General features: G+C 73.1%; 23 protein-coding genes and 1 pseudogene. 20 read left to right on the top strand and 4 right to left on the bottom strand.

Translation table 11 applies throughout. The annotated features are described in order from the left end of the window. Positions 1 to 45: 45 nt before the first annotated feature. From ACZ411_RS01590 to ACZ411_RS01555, 8 genes are all read left to right on the top strand, one after another. On the top strand, positions 46 to 738 hold the full coding sequence (locus ACZ411_RS01590) for an isochorismatase family protein (protein WP_219818353.1): 693 nt from the start codon (positions 46 to 48) through the stop codon (positions 736 to 738). 388 nt (positions 739 to 1,126) lie between these two features. Beyond that, positions 1,127 to 1,843 (top strand): 3-oxoacid CoA-transferase subunit A, encoded by a 717-nt coding sequence (locus ACZ411_RS01585; RefSeq protein WP_464168029.1) that lies wholly within the window; start codon positions 1,127 to 1,129, stop codon positions 1,841 to 1,843. Further along, positions 1,840 to 2,541 carry a 3-oxoacid CoA-transferase subunit B gene (locus ACZ411_RS01580; protein WP_464168027.1) on the top strand — a complete coding sequence of 234 codons (702 nt, stop codon included), beginning with the start codon at positions 1,840 to 1,842 and terminating at the stop codon, positions 2,539 to 2,541. Before ACZ411_RS01585 ends, ACZ411_RS01580 begins: the two co-directional genes overlap by 4 nt. Further along, the gene (locus ACZ411_RS01575; protein WP_464168025.1) at positions 2,538 to 3,710 is read left to right on the top strand and encodes a thiolase family protein; all 1,173 of its coding nucleotides are present in this window, start codon (positions 2,538 to 2,540) and stop codon (positions 3,708 to 3,710) included. Before ACZ411_RS01580 ends, ACZ411_RS01575 begins: the two co-directional genes overlap by 4 nt. Further along, positions 3,707 to 4,540, top strand: a complete 834-nt coding sequence (locus tag ACZ411_RS01570) for an IclR family transcriptional regulator domain-containing protein (protein WP_464168023.1) — start codon at positions 3,707 to 3,709, stop codon at positions 4,538 to 4,540. The genes ACZ411_RS01575 and ACZ411_RS01570 overlap by 4 nt, the downstream gene beginning before the upstream one ends. Before the next feature lie 130 nt (positions 4,541 to 4,670). Then, a complete protein-coding gene (locus tag ACZ411_RS01565) occupies positions 4,671 to 5,603 on the top strand; it encodes a VOC family protein (RefSeq protein WP_262404156.1) in 933 nt (310 codons plus the stop codon). Between the two features lie 41 nt (positions 5,604 to 5,644). Continuing rightward, a complete protein-coding gene (locus tag ACZ411_RS01560) occupies positions 5,645 to 6,310 on the top strand; it encodes an alpha/beta hydrolase (RefSeq protein ID WP_464168020.1) in 666 nt (221 codons plus the stop codon). Further along, the gene (locus tag ACZ411_RS01555; protein ID WP_464168018.1) at positions 6,307 to 7,362 is read left to right on the top strand and encodes a maleylacetate reductase; all 1,056 of its coding nucleotides are present in this window, start codon (positions 6,307 to 6,309) and stop codon (positions 7,360 to 7,362) included. The genes ACZ411_RS01560 and ACZ411_RS01555 overlap by 4 nt, the downstream gene beginning before the upstream one ends. A gap of 304 nt (positions 7,363 to 7,666) precedes the next feature. On the opposite strand, the gene ACZ411_RS01550 is transcribed toward ACZ411_RS01555, so the two are convergent. Further along, on the bottom strand, positions 7,667 to 8,902 hold the full coding sequence (locus ACZ411_RS01550; protein WP_464168016.1) for an ROK family protein: 1,236 nt from the start codon (positions 8,900 to 8,902) through the stop codon (positions 7,667 to 7,669). A 141-nt stretch (positions 8,903 to 9,043) separates the two neighbouring features. Here ACZ411_RS01550 and ACZ411_RS01545 point away from each other — a divergent pair, with 141 nt between their 5' ends. The 6 genes and pseudogenes from ACZ411_RS01545 to ACZ411_RS01520 all read left to right on the top strand — a co-directional run bounded on the left by ACZ411_RS01545 (position 9,044) and on the right by ACZ411_RS01520 (position 16,138). After that, a complete protein-coding gene (locus tag ACZ411_RS01545) occupies positions 9,044 to 10,336 on the top strand; it encodes an ABC transporter substrate-binding protein (protein WP_464168014.1) in 1,293 nt (430 codons plus the stop codon). A gap of 50 nt (positions 10,337 to 10,386) precedes the next feature. Beyond that, the gene (locus ACZ411_RS01540) at positions 10,387 to 11,319 is read left to right on the top strand and encodes a carbohydrate ABC transporter permease (protein ID WP_094115918.1); all 933 of its coding nucleotides are present in this window, start codon (positions 10,387 to 10,389) and stop codon (positions 11,317 to 11,319) included. Next, entirely contained in the window at positions 11,319 to 12,245 is a 927-nt protein-coding gene (locus ACZ411_RS01535; protein WP_464168011.1) for a carbohydrate ABC transporter permease, read from the top strand. The genes ACZ411_RS01540 and ACZ411_RS01535 overlap by 1 nt, the downstream gene beginning before the upstream one ends. A 72-nt stretch (positions 12,246 to 12,317) precedes the next feature. Further along, positions 12,318 to 14,005, top strand: a pseudogene (locus ACZ411_RS01530) (glycoside hydrolase family 13 protein). 215 nt (positions 14,006 to 14,220) lie between these two features. Continuing rightward, a complete protein-coding gene (locus tag ACZ411_RS01525) occupies positions 14,221 to 15,489 on the top strand; it encodes a DUF3500 domain-containing protein (RefSeq protein WP_464168009.1) in 1,269 nt (422 codons plus the stop codon). A 145-nt stretch (positions 15,490 to 15,634) separates the two neighbouring features. Further along, the gene (locus ACZ411_RS01520) at positions 15,635 to 16,138 is read left to right on the top strand and encodes a helix-turn-helix domain-containing protein (protein ID WP_104289342.1); all 504 of its coding nucleotides are present in this window, start codon (positions 15,635 to 15,637) and stop codon (positions 16,136 to 16,138) included. A 112-nt stretch (positions 16,139 to 16,250) separates the two neighbouring features. On the opposite strand, the gene ACZ411_RS01515 is transcribed toward ACZ411_RS01520, so the two are convergent. Continuing rightward, positions 16,251 to 16,472, bottom strand: coding sequence for a hypothetical protein (locus ACZ411_RS01515; RefSeq protein WP_464168007.1), 222 nt, complete (start codon positions 16,470 to 16,472; stop codon positions 16,251 to 16,253). 184 nt (positions 16,473 to 16,656) lie between these two features. Here ACZ411_RS01515 and ACZ411_RS01510 point away from each other — a divergent pair, with 184 nt between their 5' ends. The 5 genes from ACZ411_RS01510 to ACZ411_RS01490 all read left to right on the top strand — a co-directional run bounded on the left by ACZ411_RS01510 (position 16,657) and on the right by ACZ411_RS01490 (position 19,965). Beyond that, a complete protein-coding gene (locus ACZ411_RS01510) occupies positions 16,657 to 17,142 on the top strand; it encodes a hypothetical protein (protein WP_464168005.1) in 486 nt (161 codons plus the stop codon). A gap of 18 nt (positions 17,143 to 17,160) precedes the next feature. Continuing rightward, complete coding sequence (locus ACZ411_RS01505; protein ID WP_104343398.1) at positions 17,161 to 17,625, top strand: SRPBCC family protein; 465 nt, start codon at positions 17,161 to 17,163, stop codon at positions 17,623 to 17,625. A 26-nt stretch (positions 17,626 to 17,651) separates the two neighbouring features. Then, on the top strand, positions 17,652 to 18,236 hold the full coding sequence (locus ACZ411_RS01500; RefSeq protein WP_464168002.1) for a GNAT family N-acetyltransferase: 585 nt from the start codon (positions 17,652 to 17,654) through the stop codon (positions 18,234 to 18,236). A 144-nt stretch (positions 18,237 to 18,380) separates the two neighbouring features. Further along, positions 18,381 to 19,640 (top strand): MFS transporter, encoded by a 1,260-nt coding sequence (locus ACZ411_RS01495; RefSeq protein ID WP_464168000.1) that lies wholly within the window; start codon positions 18,381 to 18,383, stop codon positions 19,638 to 19,640. A 79-nt stretch (positions 19,641 to 19,719) separates the two neighbouring features. Next, the gene (locus ACZ411_RS01490; RefSeq protein ID WP_464167998.1) at positions 19,720 to 19,965 is read left to right on the top strand and encodes a hypothetical protein; all 246 of its coding nucleotides are present in this window, start codon (positions 19,720 to 19,722) and stop codon (positions 19,963 to 19,965) included. Here the strand turns inward: ACZ411_RS01490 and ACZ411_RS01485 are convergent. Then, a complete protein-coding gene (locus tag ACZ411_RS01485) occupies positions 19,898 to 20,239 on the bottom strand; it encodes a hypothetical protein (RefSeq protein WP_464167996.1) in 342 nt (113 codons plus the stop codon). The genes ACZ411_RS01490 and ACZ411_RS01485 overlap by 68 nt on opposite strands. Positions 20,240 to 20,494: 255 nt before the next feature. On the opposite strand from ACZ411_RS01485, the gene ACZ411_RS01480 reads away from it, so the two are divergent. Continuing rightward, positions 20,495 to 20,899 (top strand): hypothetical protein, encoded by a 405-nt coding sequence (locus tag ACZ411_RS01480; protein ID WP_464167994.1) that lies wholly within the window; start codon positions 20,495 to 20,497, stop codon positions 20,897 to 20,899. Positions 20,900 to 20,931: 32 nt separating this feature from the next. Here ACZ411_RS01480 and ACZ411_RS01475 read toward each other — a convergent pair whose 3' ends face one another. Continuing rightward, positions 20,932 to 21,918, bottom strand: coding sequence for a LacI family DNA-binding transcriptional regulator (locus ACZ411_RS01475; RefSeq protein WP_464167992.1), 987 nt, complete (start codon positions 21,916 to 21,918; stop codon positions 20,932 to 20,934). Between the last annotated feature and the right edge of the window lie 124 nt (positions 21,919 to 22,042).

Below are 22,042 nucleotides of genomic sequence, written 5' to 3'. Positions count from 1 at the left end.
TGTGCCGCGCATCCGCGACACCCCCTCCAACAGAGAAGACACAACGTGAGCACCTCAGCAACCCGCCTCATCAGCGCCGACGACGCCGTCCTCCTCATGGTCGATCACCAGAGCGGACTCCTCCAGGTGGTCCGCGACTCGCCGATCGCCGAGCTCCGGAACAACGTGGCCGCCCTCGCCAAGGCGGCGAGCCTCGCCGGCGTCCCCGTCGTCGCGACCGCGTCCGTGCCCGCCGGCACCAACGGCCCGCTCATCCCCGAGATCTTCGAGAACGCACCGCACACCCGGTACGTCTCGCGCCAGGGCCAGATCAACGCGTGGGACGTCGACGACTTCCGGGACGCCGTCGCGGCCACGGGCCGCAGGACGCTCGTCATCGCGGGGATCATGACGAGCATCTGCGTCGTCGAGCCCACCATCTCCGCCCTCGCCGAGGGCTACGACGTGTACGCGGTCATCGACGCCTCGGGCGCGTACTCCGAGGCATCGCAGCGGATCTCCATCGCCCGGCTGACGGCTGCCGGCGCCACGGTCGTCGACACCGAGGCCGTCATCTCCGAGCTCCAGCACACCTGGGCCCGCGAGGACTACGCGGCCTGGGGAGCCCTCCACTCGCAGGTCATCCCGTCCTACTTCGCCGCGGCCGAGCTGGCCGGACGAGCCACCGAGGAGGCCATCGGCGGCCCCGGGGCCGACGCCGAGGTCAAGTGGGCCGCGGCGCAGACGCGCGAGGCCTGATCCCGCCGACGGTGCGGTCGCGGAGATTCCCGCGGCCGCACCGTCTCCCCCGCCGGGTCTCCCGGCCGGTGCGCTCGCCGCCGGGGCGGCGGCGCGGCGGCCCGGTCGTGTCCGCGAGCGCGCCGCCGTGGACGCCCTCCGTGCCTCCGCACGCCCCGCGGGCGACGGTTCGGGCGCGGGCGGCGCGTGGTCGGGCAGTGCCGGGCCCCGCCCAGCGCGCCGTCCTCCACGGGCGGCCCCGTCCCGGCGCTCGCGGTGCCGGCCCGCGGGGACGTCGCCCGGTGGACGCCTCCCCGGCGGCGGATCCGAGCCGTCCCCTTGCGCTTCGACCCGCCGTGCATGACCATTGCGTCAACATGCGTACAAGTGTTCGCATGACGAACACCGGATGGTGACTGTGATCTCGAAGCTGAGAGACGATGCGGGCGATGCGATCGCCGACGTGAGCGACGGCGCGACCATCATGATCGGCGGCTTCGGTGCCGCCGGCCAGCCTGTCGAGCTGATCGACGCGCTCATCGCCCACGGAGCCTCGGGCCTCACGATCGTGAGCAACAACGCCGGCAACGGCGACACCGGCATCGCGGCCCTCATCACGGCAGGCCGGGTCCGCCGCATCGTGTGCTCGTTCCCCCGGCAGGCCGACTCGCACGCCTTCGACGCCGCCTACCGCGCCGGCGACATCGAGCTCGAGCTCGTGCCGCAGGGGAACCTCGCCGAGCGCATCCGCGCCGCGGGCGCCGGGATCGGCGCGTTCTTCACCCCCACGGGCGTCGGCACCACCGTGGCCGACGGCAAGGAGGCGCGCACGATCGACGGGCGCGACTACATCCTCGAGCACCCGCTGCGCGCCGACGTCGCGCTCATCTCGGCCTACCGCGCCGACCGCTGGGGCAACCTCGTCTACCGTCGCACCGCCCGCAACTTCGGTCCGCTGATGGCGGCGGCGGCGCGCTCCACCGTCGCGCAGGTCGACGAGGTCGTGGAGCTCGGCGCCCTCGATCCCGAGGCCGTCGTGACGCCGGGCATCTTCGTCGACCACGTGGTCGTGGTCGGCGAGCGCCCCTGGCTCCGTGACGGCGAGTTCGTGGGGTCGCCCGCATGAGCGGCCTCGACCGCCGCGCCCTCGCGGCCCGGATCGCCCAGGACATCCCCGAGGGCGCGATCGTGAACCTCGGCATCGGAGCACCCACCCTCATCGCCGACGCCCTGCCGACCGGGCTCGAGATCATCCTGCACACCGAGAACGGGATGCTCGGCATGGGCCCGGCTCCCGCTCCCGGGCTCGTCGACCCGGACCTCATGAACGCCGGCAAGCAGCCCGTGACCGAGCTGCCCGGCTCCTCGTACTTCCACCACGCCGACTCGTTCGGGATGATGCGCGGCGGTCACCTCGACATCTGCGTGCTCGGGGCCTTCCAGGTCTCCGAGCACGGGGACCTCGCGAACTGGCACACCGGCGCTCCCGGCTCGATCCCGGCGGTCGGCGGGGCGATGGACCTCGCGATCGGCGCGAAGAGCGTCTGGGTGATGACGGATCTGCTCACACGCGACGACCGGTCGAAGCTCGTGGCCGCGTGCACCTATCCCCTCACCGGCGTGGCATGCGTGGACCGGGTCTACACGGACCGGGCCGTGTTCGACGTGACCCCGGACGGGTTCGCCGTGACGGAGCTCCTCGGCGACGTGACCCTGGACGAGCTGCGCGAGCTCACGGGCCTGGGGCTGCGCGACGCGACCGGCGACCGCGACGCGACCGGTGACCCCGGCGACACCCACGACACCGAGGAGATGCCGTCATGACCGCGAGCTTCGTCTACGACGCCGTGCGCACGCCGTTCGGCCGCTTCGGCAAGGCCCTCGCCGGCGTGCGGCCCGACGACCTGCTGGCGACGGTGGTGCGCGGGCTGCTCGACCGGCATCCGGGGCTCGACCCTGCCCTCATCGACGACGTCGTGGCAGGAGCCGCGAACCAGTCGGGCGAGGACAACCGGGACGTCGCGCGCATGGCGGTGCTGCTCGCGGGGCTCCCCACCTCGGTGCCCGGCGTGGCCGTCAACCGGCTGTGCGGCTCGGGCCTCCAGGCCGTCATGGATGCCAGTCGGGCCATCGAGTCCGGCGACTCGCGCCTCGTGCTGGCGGGCGGTGTGGAGTCGATGAGCCGGGCACCGTGGGTGCTGCAGAAGCCCGAGCGCGCCTACCCGGCCGGCGACGCGACCCTGCACTCCACGACCCTCGGCTGGCGGCTCGTCAACGCGCGGATGCCGCGGGAGTGGACGATCTCGCTCGGCGAGTCGAACGAGCAGCTGGCCGAGGAGCTCGGCATCACCCGCGAGGAGCAGGACGCGTTCGCCGCGGCGAGCCACACGGCCGCGGCCGCGGCCTGGGACGCGGGCATGCACGACCGCGAGATCGTAGCGGTGCCGGGGGTCGACCTCCTGCGCGACGAGGGCATCCGGCCCGATTCGACGACGGAGTCGCTCGCCGTGCTGAAGCCGGCGTTCCGCCCCGAGGGGACCATCACCGCCGGCAACGCCTCGCCGCTGAACGACGGCGCGTCGATGGTGATCGTGGGGGCGGAGGACGCGCCGATCGACGCGGAACCGCTCGCCCGCATCATCGGTCGCGGGGTCGCGGCGGTCGACCCGGACAGGTTCGGGATCGGGCCCGTCGAGGCCGCGAACCGGGCACTCGCGAACGCGGGCCGGACCTGGGCCGACGTCGAACTGCTGGAGCTCAACGAGGCCTTCGCGGCGCAGTCGCTCGCGTGCCTCCGGCTCTGGCCCGAGCTCGATCCGGCGAGGGTCAACATCCACGGCGGGGCCATCGCCATCGGGCACCCTCTCGGCGCGTCCGGCGGCCGGATCGTCGGCCATGCCGCTCACGAGCTCGCCCGGCGCGGGCGCGGGGTCGCGGTCGCCGCCATCTGCATCGGCGTGGGCCAGGGCCTCGCCGTGGTGCTCGAGCGATGAGCGACACGGACACCGCCGGCGCCGCCGATCGAGCGGGTGGGCCGAGCGCCCGCGCACCGGGCGAGCAGTACGTGCAGTCGCTCGCGCGCGGCCTGGAGGTGATCAAGGCGTTCACCGCCGACCTGCCCGTGCAGACGCTCAGCGACGTCGCGCGCGGCACCGGGCTCACGCGCGCCACCGCACGCCGCTTCCTCCTCACCCTCGTGGAGCTCGGCTACGTGCGCACCGACGGCAGGGGGTTCTCGCTCACGCCGCGCGTGCTCGAGCTCGGCTTCGGGTACCTCAGCGCGCTCACCCTGCCCGAGGTCGCGCAGCCCCACCTCGAGCGGCTCGCCCACGAGCTCGGCGAGTCGACCTCCGCATCGGTGCTCGACGGCGGCGACATCGTCTACGTGGCCCGCGTGCCTGTGCGGCGCATCATGGCGGTGGCCATCACCGTCGGCACGCGATTCCCCGCCTACGCCACCTCCATGGGCCGCGTGCTGCTCGCGGGCCTCCCCGAGCCCGAGCTCGACCGGCTCCTCGATGCCGTGGATCCCGTCGGCCTGACGCCGAGGACGCTCACGGATCGCGAGGTGCTGCGCACCGAGATCGCCGCCGCGCGGGAGCGCGGCTGGGTCGCCGTGGACCAGGAGCTGGAGGTCGGGCTCCGCTCGATCGCCGCTCCAGTGCGCCGGCATGGTCGGGTGGTGGCCGCCATCAACGTCTCGACCACGGTGGGGGCGGCCTCGATCGAGCGCATCCAGGCCGACTTCGCGCCCGCCCTCGTGGCGGCGGCCGAGGCCATCGGGGCCGACCTCGACCTCACCCGACCGGGGAGGCGAGGGTGACGGCACGGGCCGGGGCCCCCGGAACCCGGTCCGCAGAGATCCCTCCGCCCCGACGGAGTAAAGCATCGGGCACCCGCAGTAGCCGAACAACAAGGAGATGACAATGACGTATGTCGCCGGTTCCCATCACGTGACCCTCTCAGTAGGGCATGCGCAAGAGGATGTCGACTTCCACACGCGGGCCCTCGGCCTGCGCTTCATCAAGAAGACGGTGCTCTACGACGGCGGCACGCCGGTCTACCACCTCTACTACTCGAACGCCGGCGGGGACCCCTCCGCCGTGATCACGACGTTCCCGTGGGCGCAGGTGGGGCTCTACGGGACCCGCGGCACCAACCAGGCGCGTGAGGTTCTGCTCTCGGTGCCCACGGGCTCGCTCGAGTTCTGGTCGAGGCGGCTCACCGAGCACGGCATCGAGAACGGCTTCGAGGACGTGTTCGGCGGCCGCCGACTGAACCTCCGCCACCCCTCCGGCATCGAGTACGTGCTGATCGAGGTCGACGACGACCCGCGTGAGGGCTACACGAGGAACGGCGTGGGGATCGAGCACGCCATCCACGGCATCTACGGCGTGGGCATCCACGTGTTCGACCAGGACCGCATGGTCGACTTCGGCAAGGAGGCGTTCTTCGCCTCGAGCGAGGTCGAGGAGGAGGGCGACCGCGCCCGCTTCCGCGTGGGCGACGCCGACGTCGGCAACTTCGTGGAGCTCACCGGCAACCGCACCGACGCGCAGGGGACCTGGCGCTACGGATCCGGCGCCTACCACCACTTCGCCTGGAACCTCGGCGACCTCCAGAACCAGAAGGAGGTGCGGTTCGACATCGAGGGCGCCGGCTACACCGACATCTCGGAGCTGAAGAACCGCACCTACTTCAAGTCGCACTACGTGCGCACCCCGGGCGGCGCCCTGTTCGAGCTCGCGGTGACGCACGACGAGGGCGGCTGGGACTGCGACGAGTCGCCCGAGGAGCTCGGCCGGGCCTTCATGCTGCCCCCGTTCTTCGAGCACGAGCGCGAGGCGATCATGGCCCGCCTCGAGCCGCTGCGCGACGAGGACTGAGCGGCGCGTGCGACGGCGGGCGACGAGGAGAGGATGAGCGGATGACGGAGCCGACCGTGGGACCGCAGGTCTGGGGCGATGCGGAGCCGGGCGACGCGGGGGCGCTCGCCGTGGTGGCGCTGCACGGCCGCACCCAGGACGTGACATTCGTGCGCGGGCTGTCGGTGCGGCTCGGGGTGCCCGGCCTCCGCTGGTTCGCGCCCGAGGCCGTGGGTCGCTCCTGGTATCCGCATCCCTTCCTCGACCCCGCGCCCGACAACGCCGAGCACCTCGGACGGGCGCTCGACGCGGTCGAGGCCAGCGTCGCCGCGGCCCACGCGGCCGGCTTCGCCCGCGTGGCGCTGCTCGGGTTCTCGCAGGGGGCGTGCACCCTGTCGCACTTCCTGCTCACGCGGGACGTGCCCGTCGTCGGCGCCGTGCTCTTCACGGGCGGGTACGTCGGCGCCGACCCGCTCGAGCCCCGGACCGTCGCCGAGCGGGTGGGCACCCTCCGGCGGGGTGTGCCGGTGCTGCTGCGCTCGATCGACCACGACCCCTGGGTGCCCGCCTTCCGGGTCGCCGACACGGCCCGGCTGCTCGCCCTCGCCGGAGCGCAGGCCGACGTGCTGGTCGAACCGGGCGACGAGCACGGCATCACCGAGCGGGCGGCGGCCGACGCCCGCCTGCTCCTGCACCGGCTGCGCGACCCCGAGGAGGAGACACCATGAGGTTCGACCACCGCACCCTGCCCCAGCGCGTGCGCTTCGGCAGCGGGGACGCTGCCGCCGCGCTCGCCGCCGAGGTCGCCGAGAGGGGTGCCGGAGCCGTCATGCTGATCGCGGCGCCCTCCTCGGCGACCCTCGCCCGCGGCATCGCCGCCGGCATCGAGGTGGCGCTGCACTGGGACGACGTGGCGCCGCACGTGCCCGTCGCCCACGCCGAGCGAGCGCGGGCCGCCGCGCGCGAGGCCGGCATCGACCTCGTGGTGTCGGTGGGCGGCGGCTCGGCCACCGGCCTCGCCAAGGCCGTCGCACTCACGGAGCGGCTGCCGATCGTGGCCGTGCCCACCACCTACGCCGGATCCGAGGCCACGAACGTCTGGGGCATCACGACCGACTCCCGCAAGACCACCGGGGTCGACGACGTCGTGCTCCCGGCGGTCGTGATCTACGACGCCGCGCTCACGCTGAGCCTGCCCGTCGGCCTCTCGGTCGCCTCCGGACTCAACGCCATCGCGCACTGCATCGACTCGATGTGGGCGCCGTCCTCGGATCCGCTCGACCGCGCCCTCGCCGAGGAGGGCATCCGGGAGATCGCCGCGGCGCTCCCGGCGATCGTCCAGGATCCAGGCGACGTGCCCGCCCGCGAGCGCATGCTCCACGGGGCGTACGTCTCGGCGGTCGCGTTCGCCTCCGCGGGCTCGGGCCTCCACCACAAGATCTGCCACGTGCTCGGCGGGGCCTACGACCTGCCGCACGCGCAGACCCACTCGGCGGTGCTGCCGCAGGTGCTCGCCTTCAACGTGGGGGCGTCGGCCGAGGCGGAGGAGCGGATCGCCCGTGCGCTCGGCGCCCCGAGCGCGGTCCGGGGCCTCGACTCCCTCTACGCGTCGATCCCCGCCACGCGGGCCCTCGCCGACGTGGGGTACCGCGCCGAGAGCATCCCCGAGAGCGCCGGGCTGATCCTCCCCCTCGTGCCCCCGAGCAACCCGCGTCCCGTGGACGAGCGCGACCTCGAGGGCATCCTGCAGGCGGCGCTGGAGGGGCGCCGCATCGGCTGAGGCCGAGGCTCCTGCTGCTGCTGCTGCTGCTGCTGAGGCTGAGGCTCCTGCTGCCGCGTCCGACCAGTCGCCGCAGCATCAGCCAGCGCCTGCCCCGCGGCTGCCGGTTCCCGGCGTCGTCGATGAGGACGGTGCGCAGCAGCGCAGCAGCGCATCGGCCGCGTCGGCTCGCGACGGCACGTCGCGTTCGGCCGGGGTGCCCGTACCGCACCGCGCGCGCGTGCATGGGCGATCCGACGGCGCCGTGGCGGGGTCGGCGAGGCGCGCGACGCCGCCGGGGCTTGCCGCGTCGCCGCAGGGCCGCCTACCTCGTCGGCAGGTCCAGGGCGTGCTCGCGGACGTGCGTGAGGGCCCGTTCCACGGCGCCGAGGGTGACGACCGCGTCCCCGAGGGTGGAGGCCACGACGACGGGCGCCTCCCGGTGCGTGAAGCGGGCGAGCCACTCCCGGGTGCGCTCCAGGAGGAGGTCGATCGACGGCGCGACCGCACCGGCGACGACGATGCGGTCGACGTCGAGCATCCCGCCGAGCACGGCGCAGACGCGCGCGAACCGCTCCGCGGCGTCCTCCACGATCGCGAGGGCGCCGGCATCCCCGGCATCGGCGGCGGAGAGCACGGCCTGGGCGTCGAGGTCGGCGGATGGCGCGCTCGCGAGCGGTGAGGACGGCGGCAGGGTCCCCAGTGTGCGGGCGGCTCGCGCGCCGTCACGGAGGATGGCGCCGAGCCCGTCCGCCGATCCGACGCCCTGCACCAGGTCGAGGAGCCGCATCTCGCCGGCGGCGCCACGGCTCCCCCGCACCAGCGCCCCGTCCAGCACGAAGCCCGCGCCGAAGCGCTCCCCCGCGAGCAGCGCGATGAAGGAGCCCCGGGGCCGGTGCGCCTCGGCCGGATCCGTGGAGGACCGGGCGAGGACCGCCGCCTCCGCGACGGCGGCGAGGTTGGCGTCGTTCTCGACCACCACGGCCCACCCGCGTCGCGAGAGGAGCCCGGCGTAGTCCGGGTTCACGCGCTCCCAGAAGTCCCCGTCCGCCTCGCGCGGCGACCGGCCCCGGGCGTCGGCGGGCGCGGGGACGCCGATGGCGACGGCGAGGACGTCGGCGTCCCCCATCGACGCCTGGGCGAGCACCTCGTCGACGATCCGCGACACGTCGGCGCGCCGGGCCTCGGCGCTCCCGTCCGGGTCGACGCGGCGCACCAGGCGCGCGACGGGGCGCCCCCGGAGATCCGCGATGATGCAGGTGACCTGGTGCCGCCCGGCATCGACGCCCATCACGTGGGCCGCGCTCGACGCGAGGGCATACCGCCGTGCGGGCCGACCCGCGCGCTGCTCACCTGTGGCGCGCGCATCCGGTAGGACCGTGAGCCAGCCGCGCTCGATCAGCTCGTCGCACAGGCTGATCACGGTCGACCGCGTCAGACCGGTCGACCCGATGAGGTCGCTCGCGGTCACCGCCTCCGCCCACCACGCCCGCCGCAGGACGACCTCGGCGTTCAGCCGCCGCGTGCCCACGAGAGGCGACGATCCCGTGATCGTCGTCATGGCGGGCTCCTCGCTGCTCGTCGTCCGTCGTCCGGGCTTGCCCATGGTGCCACGTCCCGAATTGATCTAGTGTCTAAATCTAATCGCTAGATCAACGGGTTCCGTCAGGGTCGACGGCACCACGACCCGGGAGACGACGACGTGCCCACACCCCCACTGCCCACCCCCACGGGCCTCAGCCGCCGGGCGCTGCTCGGCGGGATCGGCGCCGCCGGCGCCTCGCTGCTCCTCGCCGGCTGCGCTCCGAGCATGGGCGGGAGCCGCTCCGGACGCACCGAGATCACCTTCTACCAGACCAAGCCGGAGGCGATCGGGTACTTCTCCGACCTCGTCGAGCGGTTCAACGAGTCGCAGTCGGGCGTCCGCGTCATCCACGACTCGACCTCCGGGATCTCCGCCGGCTTCGTCCGCGGCAACCCGCCCGACATCGCGGCCTTCACCTACAACCTCGAGATGGCGCGCTTCATGGAGCGCGGGGCCCTGAGCGACCTCGGCGACATGCCCCAGGCCGCCACCATCCGGCCGGAGGTGCAGGACCTCGTCGACCAGTACGCGACCTATCCCGGTCGGACGAGCGTGCTCCCCTACTCGATCACCGCCGCGTCGGTGATCTACGACCAGCGGATCTTCGCCGACCTCGGCGTGGACGTGCCGACCACCTGGCAGGAGTTCCTCGCCGCGTGCAAGACCTTCGCGGCCGCCGACGTCACCCCCATCTACAGCACGTTCCGCGAGCCGTGGACCGTGGCGCAGGGTCTCTTCGACTACACCACCGGCGGGATGCTCGACGTCGCCGCGTTCTACCGCACCATGGGCGAGGAGGGGACGCGCGTCGGCGAGGGCAGCGCGGTGTCGTTCGAGAAGGACTTCCGCGAGCCCGTCGACCGCATGGTGCAGCTGGCCGGGCTGTCGAACGCCAACCGCAACAGCCGCGGCTACGGGGACGGCAACCTCGCCATGGCCCAGGGCGAGGCCGCGATGCTGATGCAGGGCCCCTGGGCCCTGGGCGAGATCACGAAGGCCAACCCGGACGCCCGGATCGGCACCTTCCCGTTGCCGATGACCGAGGAGCCCGACGACCGCAGGGTGCGGGTCAACCTCGACCTCGCGCTCTGGGTGCCCGAGCAGTCCCGCAAGCAGGACGCGGCGCGGGAGTTCCTCGCCTTCCTCATGCAGCCCGAGATCCACGACGCGTACAACGAGGAGTTCCTCGCGTTCGGCACGACGACCACGGCTCCCGCCGTCACCGACGAGCGGATCGTCGGCATGCAGAGCTACTACGACGAGGCGCGCTTCTACCAGGGCGCCTCGAAGGCGATCCCGCTCACCATCCCCGCGGAGAACTACGTCCAGGGCATCGTCACCGGCGCCAGCGCCGCCGACACCCTCCGCACCATGGACGCCGACTGGCGCCGCCTGGCGCTGCGTTCGTGAGCACCGCGTCCGCCTCCCCCACCAGATCCGGCCGAGTCGAAGGAGACCCGATGGCCACCACCCGCACCGAGGAGGGCCCCCGTGCCTCCCTCTCCGGAAGCACCACCGGGAACCCGAGGCGGCGGGGCGTCCGCGTCGACCCCGTCTTCCACCTCTTCCTGCTGCCGACCCTGGCGCTGTTCACCCTGTCGATCACCCTGCCCGCCGCGATGGGGGTCTTCTACAGCTTCACGAACTCCATCGGCTTCGGGGAGTTCCAGATGGTGGGCGTCACCAACTACATCGCGATGGCCACCGACCCGGCGATCCTCAGCTCGTACGGCTTCACCATGGGCTTCGCGCTCGTCACGGTGCTGGTCGTGAACGCGATCGCGCTGCTGCTGGCGATCGGCCTCACGGCGCAGATCCGGGCGAAGACCGCCCTGCGCGCGGTGTTCGTGATCCCGATGGTCATCTCGGGCATCATCATCGCGTTCGTCTTCCAGTTCCTGTTCTCGAACTCGCTGCCCGCGATCGGGACGGCCCTCGGCATCACGGGGCTGCAGGACAGCATCCTCGCGGACGCCGGCACCGCCTGGATCGGCATCGTGCTGGTCACCGCGTGGCAGGCGATCCCGAGCACGCTGCTGATCTACATCGCCGGCCTGCTCGCCATACCCGGCGAGGTGTACGAGGCCAGCGCCCTGGACGGAGCCTCCGGCTGGAAGCAGCTGCGCTCGATCACGCTCCCGCTGATCGCCGGGTACATCCTCATCAACACGATCATCGGATTCAAGAACTTCCTGAACTCCTACGACATCATCGTCGGCCTCACCAACGGCGGTCCCGGCACGTCGACGCGCAGCATCGCGATGACGATCTTCACCGGCTTCACCGGCGGCGACTACGCCTACCAGATGGCGAACGCGACCATCTTCTTCGTGATCGCCATCGCGATCGCGCTCGTGCAGCTCCGGATCACCCGTGGAAAGGCGGCCGTCTGATGGCGAACACCGCTCTCGTCACCCCCGCCGCCTCCGCGGCGCCCACTCCCGGCGGCTCCCGCCGCGATGCCGACGCCAGCGCACGACGGCGTCGGAGCCGCATCGGCCGCGAACGGCCGAACCGCCTCGTCACCGTCCTGCTGGCGCTCGCCTCCATCACGGTGCTGATCCCCATCTACGTGACGATCACGATGTCGCTGAAGACGTCGGCCCAGGCCGTCGACGGGAACGCCTTCAGCCTCCCGGCGCCGATCGACCTCTCCAACTTCGCCACCGCGTGGCAGCTCACTTACTTCCCGCGGGCGTTCACGGTGTCGACCCTGGTGACCCTCGTGACCGTCGCCGGGACCGTGGTGCTCGCCTCCATGGCCTCGTTCGCGATCGCCCGCAACTGGGACCGCCGGCTGTTCCGCTGGTCCTTCTACTACCTGCTGGCGGCCATGTTCCTGCCGTTCCCGGTCGTCGCGCTCTCGCAGATCAAGCTGACGGGTCTCGTCGGCCTCGACAACCCCGCCGGCGTCGCCCTGCTGCACATCATGTTCCAGCTCTCCTTCTCCCTCCTGCTGTTCACGGCGTTCCTCCGGTCGCTGCCCGAGGAGCTCGAGGAGAGCGCGCGGCTCGACGGCGCGTCCACCTGGCAGGTGTTCTGGCAGCTGGTGTTCCCGCTCCTCGCCCCGATGAGCGCCACGGTCGGCATCTTCGCCTTCCTCGCCTCCTGGAACGACTTCGCGATGCCGTCGCTCATCACCGCCGACCCGTCGCTGCAGACGCTGCCCGTGCTGCAGCAGATCTTCCAGACCCAGTTCAGCAACGACTACAACGTGGCCTTCGCCTCCTACCTCATGGCCATGGCCCCGGCGATCCTCGTCTACCTCTTCACCCAGCGATGGGTGATGGCGGGCGTGACCCAGGGCGCCATCAAGTAGGCGACGACGGCGGGCGCGCGACCCGCGCGACCCGCACCGACCCCCGATGCCCCCGAGAGGACCTCCATCACGATGACCGACACGCTCCCGAGCACCCCGAGCACCCCGAACGGCCCGTTCCTCGCTGGCGACGCCACCTGGTGGCGGCAGGCCGCGGTATACCAGATCTATCCCCGCAGCTTCGCCGACTCCGACGGGGACGGCATCGGCGACCTCCGCGGCATCACCGCCAAGGTGCCGTACCTGCGCGACCTCGGCATCGACGCCGTCTGGCTCAGTCCCTTCTACCCGTCGGCCCTCGCCGACGGCGGGTACGACGTCGACGACTACCGCGACGTCGACCCCCGGATCGGGACCCTCGCCGACTTCGACGACATGGTCGCGGCGCTCCACGGCGCCGGGATCCGCGTCATCGTCGACGTCGTGCCCAACCACTCCTCCGACCGGCACGTCTGGTTCCAGGAGGCCCTGGCCTCCCCCGCCGGTTCGCCCGCCCGGGCGCGGTACGTCTTCCGCGACGGCCTGGGCGAGGACGGCGAGCTGCCGCCCGCCGACTGGACCAGCATCTTCGGCGGGCCCGCATGGACCCGCACCGCCGACGGCCAGTGGTACCTGCACTCCTTCGCCCGCGAGCAGCCCGACTTCGACTGGACGAACGAGGAGGTCCGGGAGGACTTCCTCACGACCCTGCGCTTCTGGTCCGACCGCGGCGTCGACGGCTTCCGCGTCGACGTCGCCCACGGCCTCGCGAAGGACCTGCCCGACGTCCTCCCCTCCCAGGCGGAGCTCGACGCCGCACCGACCGACGACGGGCAGCACGCGCGCTGGGATCGCGACGAGGTGCACGAGATCTACGCGCGGCATGGCGGCAGGTCTTCGACTCCTACGACCCGCCCCGCATCGGCGTCGCCGAGGCCTGGGTCGACGCCTCCCGGCGGGCCGGCTACGCCAGCGCCGAGGGCCTCGGCCAGGCCTTCAACTTCGACCTCCTCGAGGCGGACTTCGACGCGGCGGCGTTCCGGGAGAGCATCTCCCACAACCTCGAGGCCGCCACCGAGACCGGGTCCTCCAGCACCTGGGTCCTCTCCAACCACGACGTCGTGCGCCACGCCACGCGCTACGGACTCCCGCCGGCGGCTGGCCGGGACATGCGCTCCGGCAACCGCTGGCTGCTCGACGGCGCGCCGTCCGACGCCATCGACGTGGAGCGGGGCCTGCGTCGCGCCCGCGCCGCGACGCTGCTCATGCTCGGCCTCCCCGGCTCGGCCTACGTCTACCAGGGCGAGGAGCTGGGCCTTTCCGAGGTCGCCGACATCCCCGCCTCCGAGCGCCAGGACCCGACGTTCCTCCGGAACCCCGGCGTCGACGTCGGACGCGACGGATGCCGGGTGCCGCTGCCGTGGACCCGCACCGGGCCCTCCTTCGGCTTCGGGCCCGCGGGCGCGCACCTGCCCCAGCCCGGCTGGTTCGGGGACGTGTCGGTGGAGTCCGAGGACGCGGATCCCACCTCGACCCTCTCCCTCTACCGTTCCGCCCTCGTGCTGCGCCGCGAGCTGCAGACGGACGAGCTGCTCACCTGGGAGGAGCCGACCGCAGGGGACGTCCTGCACTTCTCCCGCCCGGGCGGCTGGCACATCGTCGCCAACCTCGGCACGGGCCCCGTCCCCCTGCCCGCCGGCGAGGTCGTCGTGGCCAGCGGCCCGCTGGGCACGCCCGGCGAGCTGCCGGGCGAGACCACCGCGTGGGTGCGCACCAGCTGACCCGCGACGCGGACGGCGGCGGCTGACGGCGTGCGCCGCCGTCGGCCCGCCGGTGCCGGGCGCCTGGACCTCCTCGGGCGTCCGTCCGCTGCGCGGGTCGGCGCTCCCGCCGCCCGCCCCGCGAACGGGGGCGGAGAAGACGGATGCTCCGCCTTCATAGGAGGCGCATAGGGGCGCCATGGCGATCCCATCGAGCGGGTTCGTAGCGTCTCCCCATGATCACGGACACGAACACGACCAAGCGCCCGCGACGGAAGAGGATCCTCGCCGGCACGACCACCCTGCTCCTCGGCGGGCTCCTGCTCGCGGGCTGCGCGGCCGGCGGCGCCGGCACCTCCGGAGGGACGGCGGCGGCCTCGGGCACGACATCGGCGACCACGGTCTCGGCGGCGTCGGAGGCGGTCACCGGATCCACCGCCGCCACGACCGCGGAGACGATCGCGAACACGACCGCGGCTGTCCAGGCGTTCCTCGCGACCCTCTCCGACGAGCAGGTCGCCGCGGTCACCTACGACTACGACGACGAGACGAAGACCACCTCCTGGTCGAACTTCCCCGTCACCTTCGTCGAGCGCGCGGGACTCGACGTCGCGGACCTCACCGAGGAGCAGCAGGTCGCCGCGATGCAGGTGATGGAGGCCCTCCTCAGCGACGACGCATACGACACCGTCTCGAGCATCATCGGCGGCGACCAGTACCTGCTGGAGAACAGCAGCAGCACCGAGGACTCCCTCGGCCAGTACTACATCGCCCTCTTCGGCGACGCGTCCGACACCGGCGCGTACGAGGTCCAGTTCGGCGGCCACCACCTCGGCATCAACGCCACCCTCGACGGATCCGCCGACGCCATCACCTTCGCGCCCACCCACCTCGGAGTGCAGCCCGCCCAGTACACGGCCGCGGACGGCACCGATGTCGAGCCCTTCGACGGCATCTACACCGACGCCTTCGCCTTCTACGACTCCCTCAGCGCCGATCAGCAGGCGACCCTGACCTCGGGCGAGGTCACGTTCTGCGCCCCCGGCGACGTCTGCGACTTCAGCGCCGGCACCGGCCTCACGGGCGCCGACCTCACCGACGCGCAGCGCGCGCTGCTGCTGGACCTCATCGCGAACTGGTCCGGGATGGCCGACGAGGAGAGCGCCGCCGCGACCCGCGCCGAGATCGACGCGACCCTCGACACCACGGTCATCGCCTGGACGGGTGCGACCACCTACGACATGACCACCGGCGACGGCATCTCGTTCTCGATCTCGGGGCCGGACGTCTACGTCGGCTTCCAGGCCCAGGACGGATCCGCCGGAGCGGACGTCGACGGCGTGGTCACCTCCGGGTGGGGCCACGTGCACACCATCTACCGCGACCCCACGAACGACTACGCGGGCAGCGTCACCCAGCAGGCGGCGACCGGCGGCATGGCGGGCGGGGCACGCGGCGGTGGTGGCACGCCGCCCGGCGGCGGCACTCCCCCGACCGAGGGCTGACGCGGACGCGTCCGGTGGCGACGCACCTCCCGGGCGCGCCCGCCGGCGCCCTCCGTGCACCGTCGTGTCGGTGTCGGGCGGCTGTCGGGCCGCTGTCGGGTCGATGTCGTGGCCCGCGCGGGCGTGGTTCCCTAGCGTGGAGCCCATGAACGAGACACGGATCGTCGACCTCCGCACGCAGCGGGGCTGGACCCAGGAGCGGCTCGCCGACGCCAGCGGCATCACCGTCCGCACGGTGCAACGGCTCGAGGCCGGCAACGACGCGAGCCTCGACACGCTCTCCCGCGTGGCGAAGGCGCTCGATGTCCCGGTGCGGGACCTCTTCGCCACCGTCGACGAGAGCGACTTCGGACGCTCCGTCACCGCGCTCGACGACCGGGCGGCACGGCAGCAGGAGCGTCGGGACACGATCACGGACGGGCTCGAGGCCCTCTACTACGGCATCGGCGCGCTGTTCACGATCGCCGTCATCGTCGGCGTCGCCTCGAGCGCCCTCCCCAACCTCGCGGTGTTCCTCATCCCCGCCTACTGGATCGCCGGATGGCTGCTCTCGCTGTTCCTGTTCCTCGTCGTCCTCAGCCCGCGCCTGGACCGCCGGTACCCGCTGTCGCGCGACCGGAAGGAGCCGGCACCCGACGGTCGTCCGTGACCGGCGTCGACGGGATGCGAAGCGGTCGCGGAACCGGGGAGGAGATCGAGCCCAGGAGGACGGCGGTGCGGCCGGACCCGACCACCGGCCGGGTGGCGCTCGCCCCTCCTCGTCAGCGCTCCGCGGGCGGATCGCCCTTGCGCGCGCTCAGCTCGCGCCCGAGCTGGACGCCGCCCAGGACGACCAGCAGCAAGCCGGCCGCGAGGCTCAGGATCGTCACCCACAGCTCCGCCGAGCCGCCGAAGACGATCACCGGCGTCGCGAACACGAACGTCGCCGCGATGAAGCACCAGACCGCCCGTTGCGGCGGCGTGTCCGGTCTGCCCTGCGTCATGGTCATCCTCCTGTCCTCGCTCCCACGCTAGGACCGCGGCTCGCCGCGCGCGTCCGCCTCCCGACGGAACCCGGATCGGCAGACGACCCGTACCCGGGACGCCGACGTGGCCGCCTCGTGGACGAACAGGGGGCTGTCGCCCACTCCGGCGAGCCGCCAGAGTGGGCGCATGTCACCTCGCAGGATGTCCGCCGCCGCGGTCATGACCCTCATCGTGTCGCTCGCCGCGGCCGGCTGCTCCTCGCCTGCTGCGGGACTCAGCGACCTCGAGCGAGACGCGACGACGGACCACCCGGTGCCCGTGGAGGTGTCGGACGACGCCCTCGCGGACCTCGACCTCGACAGCATCCGCTGGGTGGGCGAGCACGACGGCACGGACCTCTGGCTGGCCTCGGGCGCGGAGGACCACGACGCCTGCCTGCTGATCTACCCGGACGCCACGGACTGGGTGATCGCCTGCGGCGTGGGGCCCATGCAGGAGCAGCACCGGCGCCGGCCGCACGTTCGCCGTCGTCCCCGACGGCGCGACCGCGCCGGCGGGCTTCGAGGCCGTGTCCCGGAACGTGTTCGCGTCCTCCTAGCGTTCCGGGGGCATCCGGCCCCGACGGTCGCGGACCGAGTACCGGGGAACCACCGGTTCCCCCTCGCGCTCTTGCGCCTCCGGGGGTGACGACGCCTACGATCGCCCATGGAGATGGTCAGGGTCAGCGCCGACGTCCGAGCCCCCGCACGCGTCGTGTGGGACACGATGCTCGCCCGGGACACCTACGAGCAGTGGACGGGCGCCTTCCACGAGGGATCGACGTACGAGGGCAGCTGGGACGAGGGCGCGGAGATCCGCTTCGTGGGCCCGGGTGAGGACGGCCATGCGGGCGGCCTCATCGGCACCGTCGTCGAGAGCAGGCGGGACGAGTTCGTCTCGATCCGCTACGACGGGGAGATCGACCGCGGCGTCGTGTCGCGCGAGAGCCCGATCGTCGGCCTCCACGAGTCCTACGCGTTCCGGGAGGCGGACGGGGTCACCACGGTCGACGTCGAGCTCGAGGTCCCCGACGAGTGGGCCCCGAGCATGCGCGAGATGTGGGGCGAGGCCGTCATCGCGCTGAAGCGGCTCGCGGAAGCCGCCTCGGCCTCGAGCGCCTCCGAGCGCTGACGACGGCGATCGAGACGGAGCCCCGGATGCCGCAGCACGAGATCAGGCCGCTCACGCCGGAGACCTACCCCGCCTGGCTCGCGCTGGCGCAGAAGCACAACGGGGTCTGGGGCGGCTGCTACTGCAGCTACTTCCACGGCGACACGGAGCGGACGGTCAAGCGGGAGCACGACGGCCCCGCCTTCAAGGAGCGGCTCGTCGCCGAGGGCGTCGCCCATGCCGCCCTGGTCTTCGACGGCGCCGTCGCCATCGCGTGGTGCGAGTACGGCACACCGCAGGAGCTGCCGAACATCTACCACCGCGCCGAGTACGACCGCGGCGAGACCCGCCCCGCCCCGTGGCGAATCACCTGCTTCTTCGTCGACCGCGACCACCGCCGGCAGGGCCTCGCCCGCGAGGCGCTCGACGGAGCCCTCCGGCTGATCGCCGATGCGGGGGGCGGCGAGGTGGTGTCGTTCGCCAACGAGCTCGTGCCCGGGAAGAGGACCTCCTCGTCGTTCCTCCACAACGGCACGCGGGCCATGTTCGAGAAGGCCGGCTTCGCCTTCGAACGCCACCTCGGCAAGCGGAAGACCGTGATGCGCATCACCGTGGCGCCCACCCGCGGCTGATCCGCGCAGGACCGCGCGAGCGGATCGTGCGCTACGGTCGCACTGCACCTCGTGCTGGTTCCGCGGCGTTCCCGCGTGATCGTCGAAGCCCAGGCCGACCTGTCTGCCGATCGATCACCATGCGCCGCGCCGGAGGCCTCGTCGATGACGGCTGCGCACCCTCTCCTGTCCGCGATCGGCGGCTCCGTCCGCTCCGTGACCACCCGGTACCGCGAGGTCCTGGTCCTGCCCGGGGCACGGGGCATCGTCGTCCCGGCCGCCGTCGCCCGACTCGGCGTGGCCATGACCGGGCTCGGCCTGCTGTTCTCCGTCCAGCACGCGTCGGGGTCCTACGCCTTCGCGGGAGCGGCGACCGGCGTCTTCGCCGCGACGGAGGCGGTCGTCGGTCCGCAGCTCGCCCGCCTCGTCGACCGCTGGGGTCAGGGCGCCACGGTCCCGGGCATCGTGGCCGTGCACGCGGCGGCGATGGTCGTCGCGCTGACCTCGGTCGGCTCGGTGCCGACGCTCCTGACGCTCGCCCTCGTCGCCGGTGCGGGCGCGACCGTCCCGCAGCCCGGAGCGCTGTCGGCCGCCCGATGGGTGCACCTCGTCGCGGATCCGGCGAGGCTCCGCACCGCGTTCGCGCTCGAGGCGAGCGTCAACGACGCCGCGTTCCTCTGCGGCCCGGTCCTCGTGACCGTCGCGAGCACGTCCCTCTCCCCGTGGGCCGGCTCGGTCGCCGCGGGCCTCCTGCTCGTCGTCGGGTGCGTCGTCCTCTCCTGCCGCCGGGGCACCGATCCCGGGCCGCGGCGTCGCGAGCGGCACCCGGGCCGACCACGGACGACGTCGCTGCGGACCCCGCGCTTCGTCGCGACGCTCGGGGTGAACGCCGGCCTCGGATGCTTCTTCGGGGCCGTCCCGCTCCTCGTCGCCGCCCGCGCGACGGACAGCGGCCTCGAGGCCCTCAGCGGCGTCATCCTCGCCCTCTCCAGCGCGGCCAGCATCGTCGCGGGGCTCGCGTACGGATCCCTGCGGCGGAGCCCCCGGCCCCCGGTCGTGCAGCTGGTGGCCGCGGTCGTCCTCGCGGGCGGCGCGGCGGTCGGCGCGCTGTGGCCGTCGCTCCCCGGGTCGGCGCTCATGCTCGTCGTGGGCGGGGCCGCGGTCGCGCCGCTGCTCGCGTCGTCGTCGCAGATCGTGCACGCCACGATCGCCCCCGCGGAGCTGACGCAGGGGTTCGCGTGGATCAACACGGCCTCCGCCTCGGGCATCGCCGCCTCCGCGGCGCTCACCGGCACCCTCATCGCCACCGCGGGCATCCGCGCCGCGACGGCCGCGCTCGTGGGGCTGGTGCTGATCGCCGTCGTCTCCGCGGCGCTCTCGGCGCGTGGTGGGAGGCCCGACGCCGTTCCCGCGGCGTCCCGGTGATCGATGCGCGACCACGCGCGGACGACCGATCGTCCTGACGGCTGACGCGGGGGGTCCGCACCGTCCGTAGCGTCGGAGCATGGTCATGATGCGACGGAACGTGCCGCTCGTCCTCGGTGCCGCCCTCACGCTCATCGGCGCGGCCGTGACGGTGCTCTACCTCTTCCAGCCGTGGCGGACGTGCCCCTACGACGACACGGCCGCCGGATGCGGGATGCTCGCCGGCGATGCGGCGGCGATGACGGCGGCCATGGCCGTCACGCTCGTCGGCGTGGTGCTGCTCCTCGCCGCTGCGCTCCGGTGGTGGTGGCGCGGCGTCCGCTGAGGGTCACCAGCCAGACGGCCAGCGTGAGCGGGATGAGCAGCTCGGTCAGCGACGGCCGGTCGGTGACGGTGAGGCCGTCCACGAGCCACGTGCAGGTGCGCCCGAGCGGGAACCAGCTCCATCCCGCGTCCCCGAGGACCGAGGAGCCGGGCGACAGCTCGCAGCCCGTCGTGTCGCCGAACAGCACCTTCTCGGCGAGGACCGAGCCGACCCAGGCGAGCGCCAGAACGCACCAGGGCAGGAATCGAAGGCGGGGATCTCGTGCGGCTCGCATCCCGCCAGCCTCGCAGCGACGCGGCGTCGGCACGTCCTCCCCGGTGATGATCGGCGGGTCGGCGAGCACCGATGCCTGCCGCGGCGGAGACCGAAGCCGTGACCCGGTAGCGTTCTCCGATGGTCTCCCGCCCGGCGGAGGAGACGCCGCCCGCGGGACGGGCTGGGCGCGGTGATCGGATCCGCTCGCGGGGACGCCGCTCGTGCTCGTCCCCGCCGTTGAGATCCGACCCCAGGAGAGAGGGAGGCGAATCCGATGGGAGACCTCGCGCGCTGGCTGTCCCCGCTCCTGCTCGGCGCCGCGTGGGGGAGCCTGTGGGCCGCCGTCGTCGCCGGGCGACAGGGCTCGTCGGACGCGGTGCCGATCCTCCTGGGCGCGGCGGCCGTCGTCGCGTGCCTCGCGCTCCCGGCGATCGCGATCGCGTCACGTCCCCGGGTGCGGTTCTTCCTCGTCTCCTCGCGGCGGACGTCCGGCGTCATCCTGATGGTCGTCCTCGCCGTCGGCGGGCCGCGCCTGCTGCTCTCGCGCGAGCCGGTGATCGACGCCATGATCCTCGTGGTCGTCTCCGTCTCGCTCGCGGCCGTCGCCGCCGCCGCGGCGCAGCACGCGCTGCGGCGGGAGACGCCCGACTCCCCCGACGGGCTCGACGGCGACGGCTGACGCCCGCGCGCCCGTGGTGCCCGCGACCGCAATCACGTGGACGCCCGGACCACCAGCTCGGTCGGCACCCGCTCGATGCCGGTGCGCGCCTGCCCGCCGATGGCGGCGAACAGCGCCGACACGGCCGCCCGCCCGACCGCCTCCAGGCGCATGTCGATCGTCGTGAGGGGCGGGCGGCTGCCGGTGGCCATCAGCTCCCAGTTGTCGAACCCGACGACGGCCACGTCGGTCGGCGCGCGCCGGCCGCGGTCCCGGAGCTGGTCGACGACGCCGCGGGCGAGCATGTCGCTCCCGCAGAAGATCGCATCGAAGTCCGTCCCCCGGTCGAGCAGGGCGTCGACGGCGTCGTGTCCCGTCGACTCCGCCCACGCTCCCTGGATGGGCTCCGCCGGGGGCCGCAGACCCGCCTCCTGCAGCGCCGCCCGCCAGGCCTGGGCGCGTCGCCCGGTCGCCGCGTACCAGTCGGGGCCCGTGACGTGCGCGATGCGCGTGCGCCCGTGGCTCACGAGGTGACGGACGGCGTCGCGCGCCCCGCCCTCCTCGTCGGGGACGACGGAGAAGTCGGCCGGACTCGTGGACGCGCCGTACGCGTACACGACAGGGACCCCCAGCGGCCCGAGCGACGGCTGGTCGTTGGTGTTGTCGGCGAGCACGATGAGGCCGTCGATCCCGTGCTCCAGCAGGGTGTTGAGCTGATAGGCCCCTCGCACGTCGTCGCCTCGGCTGTCGCACAGGAGCACCGACATCCGCTCCGTCCCGACCGCGTTCTCGGCGCCGAGCAGCACCGGCAGGCTGAGGCGCCCCACCCCGTCCTGCGTCAGCAGCCCCACCGCCCGGGTCGACCCGGACCGGGTGGGTCGACCGCTCCCCCGCGGCTGGTAGGACAGCTCGGCGGCCGTCCGACGGACGCGGATGCGCGTGTCCTCGCTGATCTCCTGGTTGCCGGACAGCGCCTTGGAGACGGTCGAGATGGAGACCTGCGCGCGCGCCGCGACATCCCGGATGGTCGCTCGTGGCATGGCCGGCCCGCTTTCGGAAGTTTTCGTCGGAGGTGCTTGTCGACGATCGTATCCCCCACCTAACTTTTCCCTACTGTTTCGCTGACATGGCGAGGCGGGACCCGCGGTACCCGACCGCACCGAT

The sequence above is a fragment of the Clavibacter sp. AC415 genome, from assembly GCF_979252985.1.
This window is presented reverse-complemented; position numbering and strand designations above follow the sequence as displayed.

What these genes read in the sequence shown, in the direction of transcription:
- ACZ411_RS01525 (WP_464168009.1), top strand. Translation starts at nt 14,221, where the DNA reads ATGATCACGGACACGAACACGACCAAGCGCCCGCGACGGAAGAGGATC.
- ACZ411_RS01485 (WP_464167996.1), bottom strand. Translation starts at nt 20,239, where the DNA reads ATGCGAGCCGCACGAGATCCCCGCCTTCGATTCCTGCCCTGGTGCGTT.
- ACZ411_RS01570 (WP_464168023.1), top strand. Translation starts at nt 3,707, where the DNA reads ATGAGCGACACGGACACCGCCGGCGCCGCCGATCGAGCGGGTGGGCCG.
- ACZ411_RS01510 (WP_464168005.1), top strand. Translation starts at nt 16,657, where the DNA reads ATGTCCGCCGCCGCGGTCATGACCCTCATCGTGTCGCTCGCCGCGGCC.
- ACZ411_RS01580 (WP_464168027.1), top strand. Translation starts at nt 1,840, where the DNA reads ATGAGCGGCCTCGACCGCCGCGCCCTCGCGGCCCGGATCGCCCAGGAC.
- ACZ411_RS01555 (WP_464168018.1), top strand. Translation starts at nt 6,307, where the DNA reads ATGAGGTTCGACCACCGCACCCTGCCCCAGCGCGTGCGCTTCGGCAGC.
- ACZ411_RS01535 (WP_464168011.1), top strand. Translation starts at nt 11,319, where the DNA reads ATGGCGAACACCGCTCTCGTCACCCCCGCCGCCTCCGCGGCGCCCACT.
- ACZ411_RS01515 (WP_464168007.1), bottom strand. Translation starts at nt 16,472, where the DNA reads ATGACGCAGGGCAGACCGGACACGCCGCCGCAACGGGCGGTCTGGTGC.
- ACZ411_RS01500 (WP_464168002.1), top strand. Translation starts at nt 17,652, where the DNA reads ATGCCGCAGCACGAGATCAGGCCGCTCACGCCGGAGACCTACCCCGCC.
- ACZ411_RS01475 (WP_464167992.1), bottom strand. Translation starts at nt 21,918, where the DNA reads ATGCCACGAGCGACCATCCGGGATGTCGCGGCGCGCGCGCAGGTCTCC.
- ACZ411_RS01540 (WP_094115918.1), top strand. Translation starts at nt 10,387, where the DNA reads ATGGCCACCACCCGCACCGAGGAGGGCCCCCGTGCCTCCCTCTCCGGA.
- ACZ411_RS01550 (WP_464168016.1), bottom strand. Translation starts at nt 8,902, where the DNA reads ATGACGACGATCACGGGATCGTCGCCTCTCGTGGGCACGCGGCGGCTG.
- ACZ411_RS01560 (WP_464168020.1), top strand. Translation starts at nt 5,645, where the DNA reads ATGACGGAGCCGACCGTGGGACCGCAGGTCTGGGGCGATGCGGAGCCG.
- ACZ411_RS01575 (WP_464168025.1), top strand. Translation starts at nt 2,538, where the DNA reads ATGACCGCGAGCTTCGTCTACGACGCCGTGCGCACGCCGTTCGGCCGC.
- ACZ411_RS01585 (WP_464168029.1), top strand. Translation starts at nt 1,127, where the DNA reads ATGGTGACTGTGATCTCGAAGCTGAGAGACGATGCGGGCGATGCGATC.
- ACZ411_RS01495 (WP_464168000.1), top strand. Translation starts at nt 18,381, where the DNA reads ATGACGGCTGCGCACCCTCTCCTGTCCGCGATCGGCGGCTCCGTCCGC.
- ACZ411_RS01480 (WP_464167994.1), top strand. Translation starts at nt 20,495, where the DNA reads ATGGGAGACCTCGCGCGCTGGCTGTCCCCGCTCCTGCTCGGCGCCGCG.
- ACZ411_RS01520 (WP_104289342.1), top strand. Translation starts at nt 15,635, where the DNA reads ATGAACGAGACACGGATCGTCGACCTCCGCACGCAGCGGGGCTGGACC.
- ACZ411_RS01490 (WP_464167998.1), top strand. Translation starts at nt 19,720, where the DNA reads ATGGTCATGATGCGACGGAACGTGCCGCTCGTCCTCGGTGCCGCCCTC.
- ACZ411_RS01505 (WP_104343398.1), top strand. Translation starts at nt 17,161, where the DNA reads ATGGAGATGGTCAGGGTCAGCGCCGACGTCCGAGCCCCCGCACGCGTC.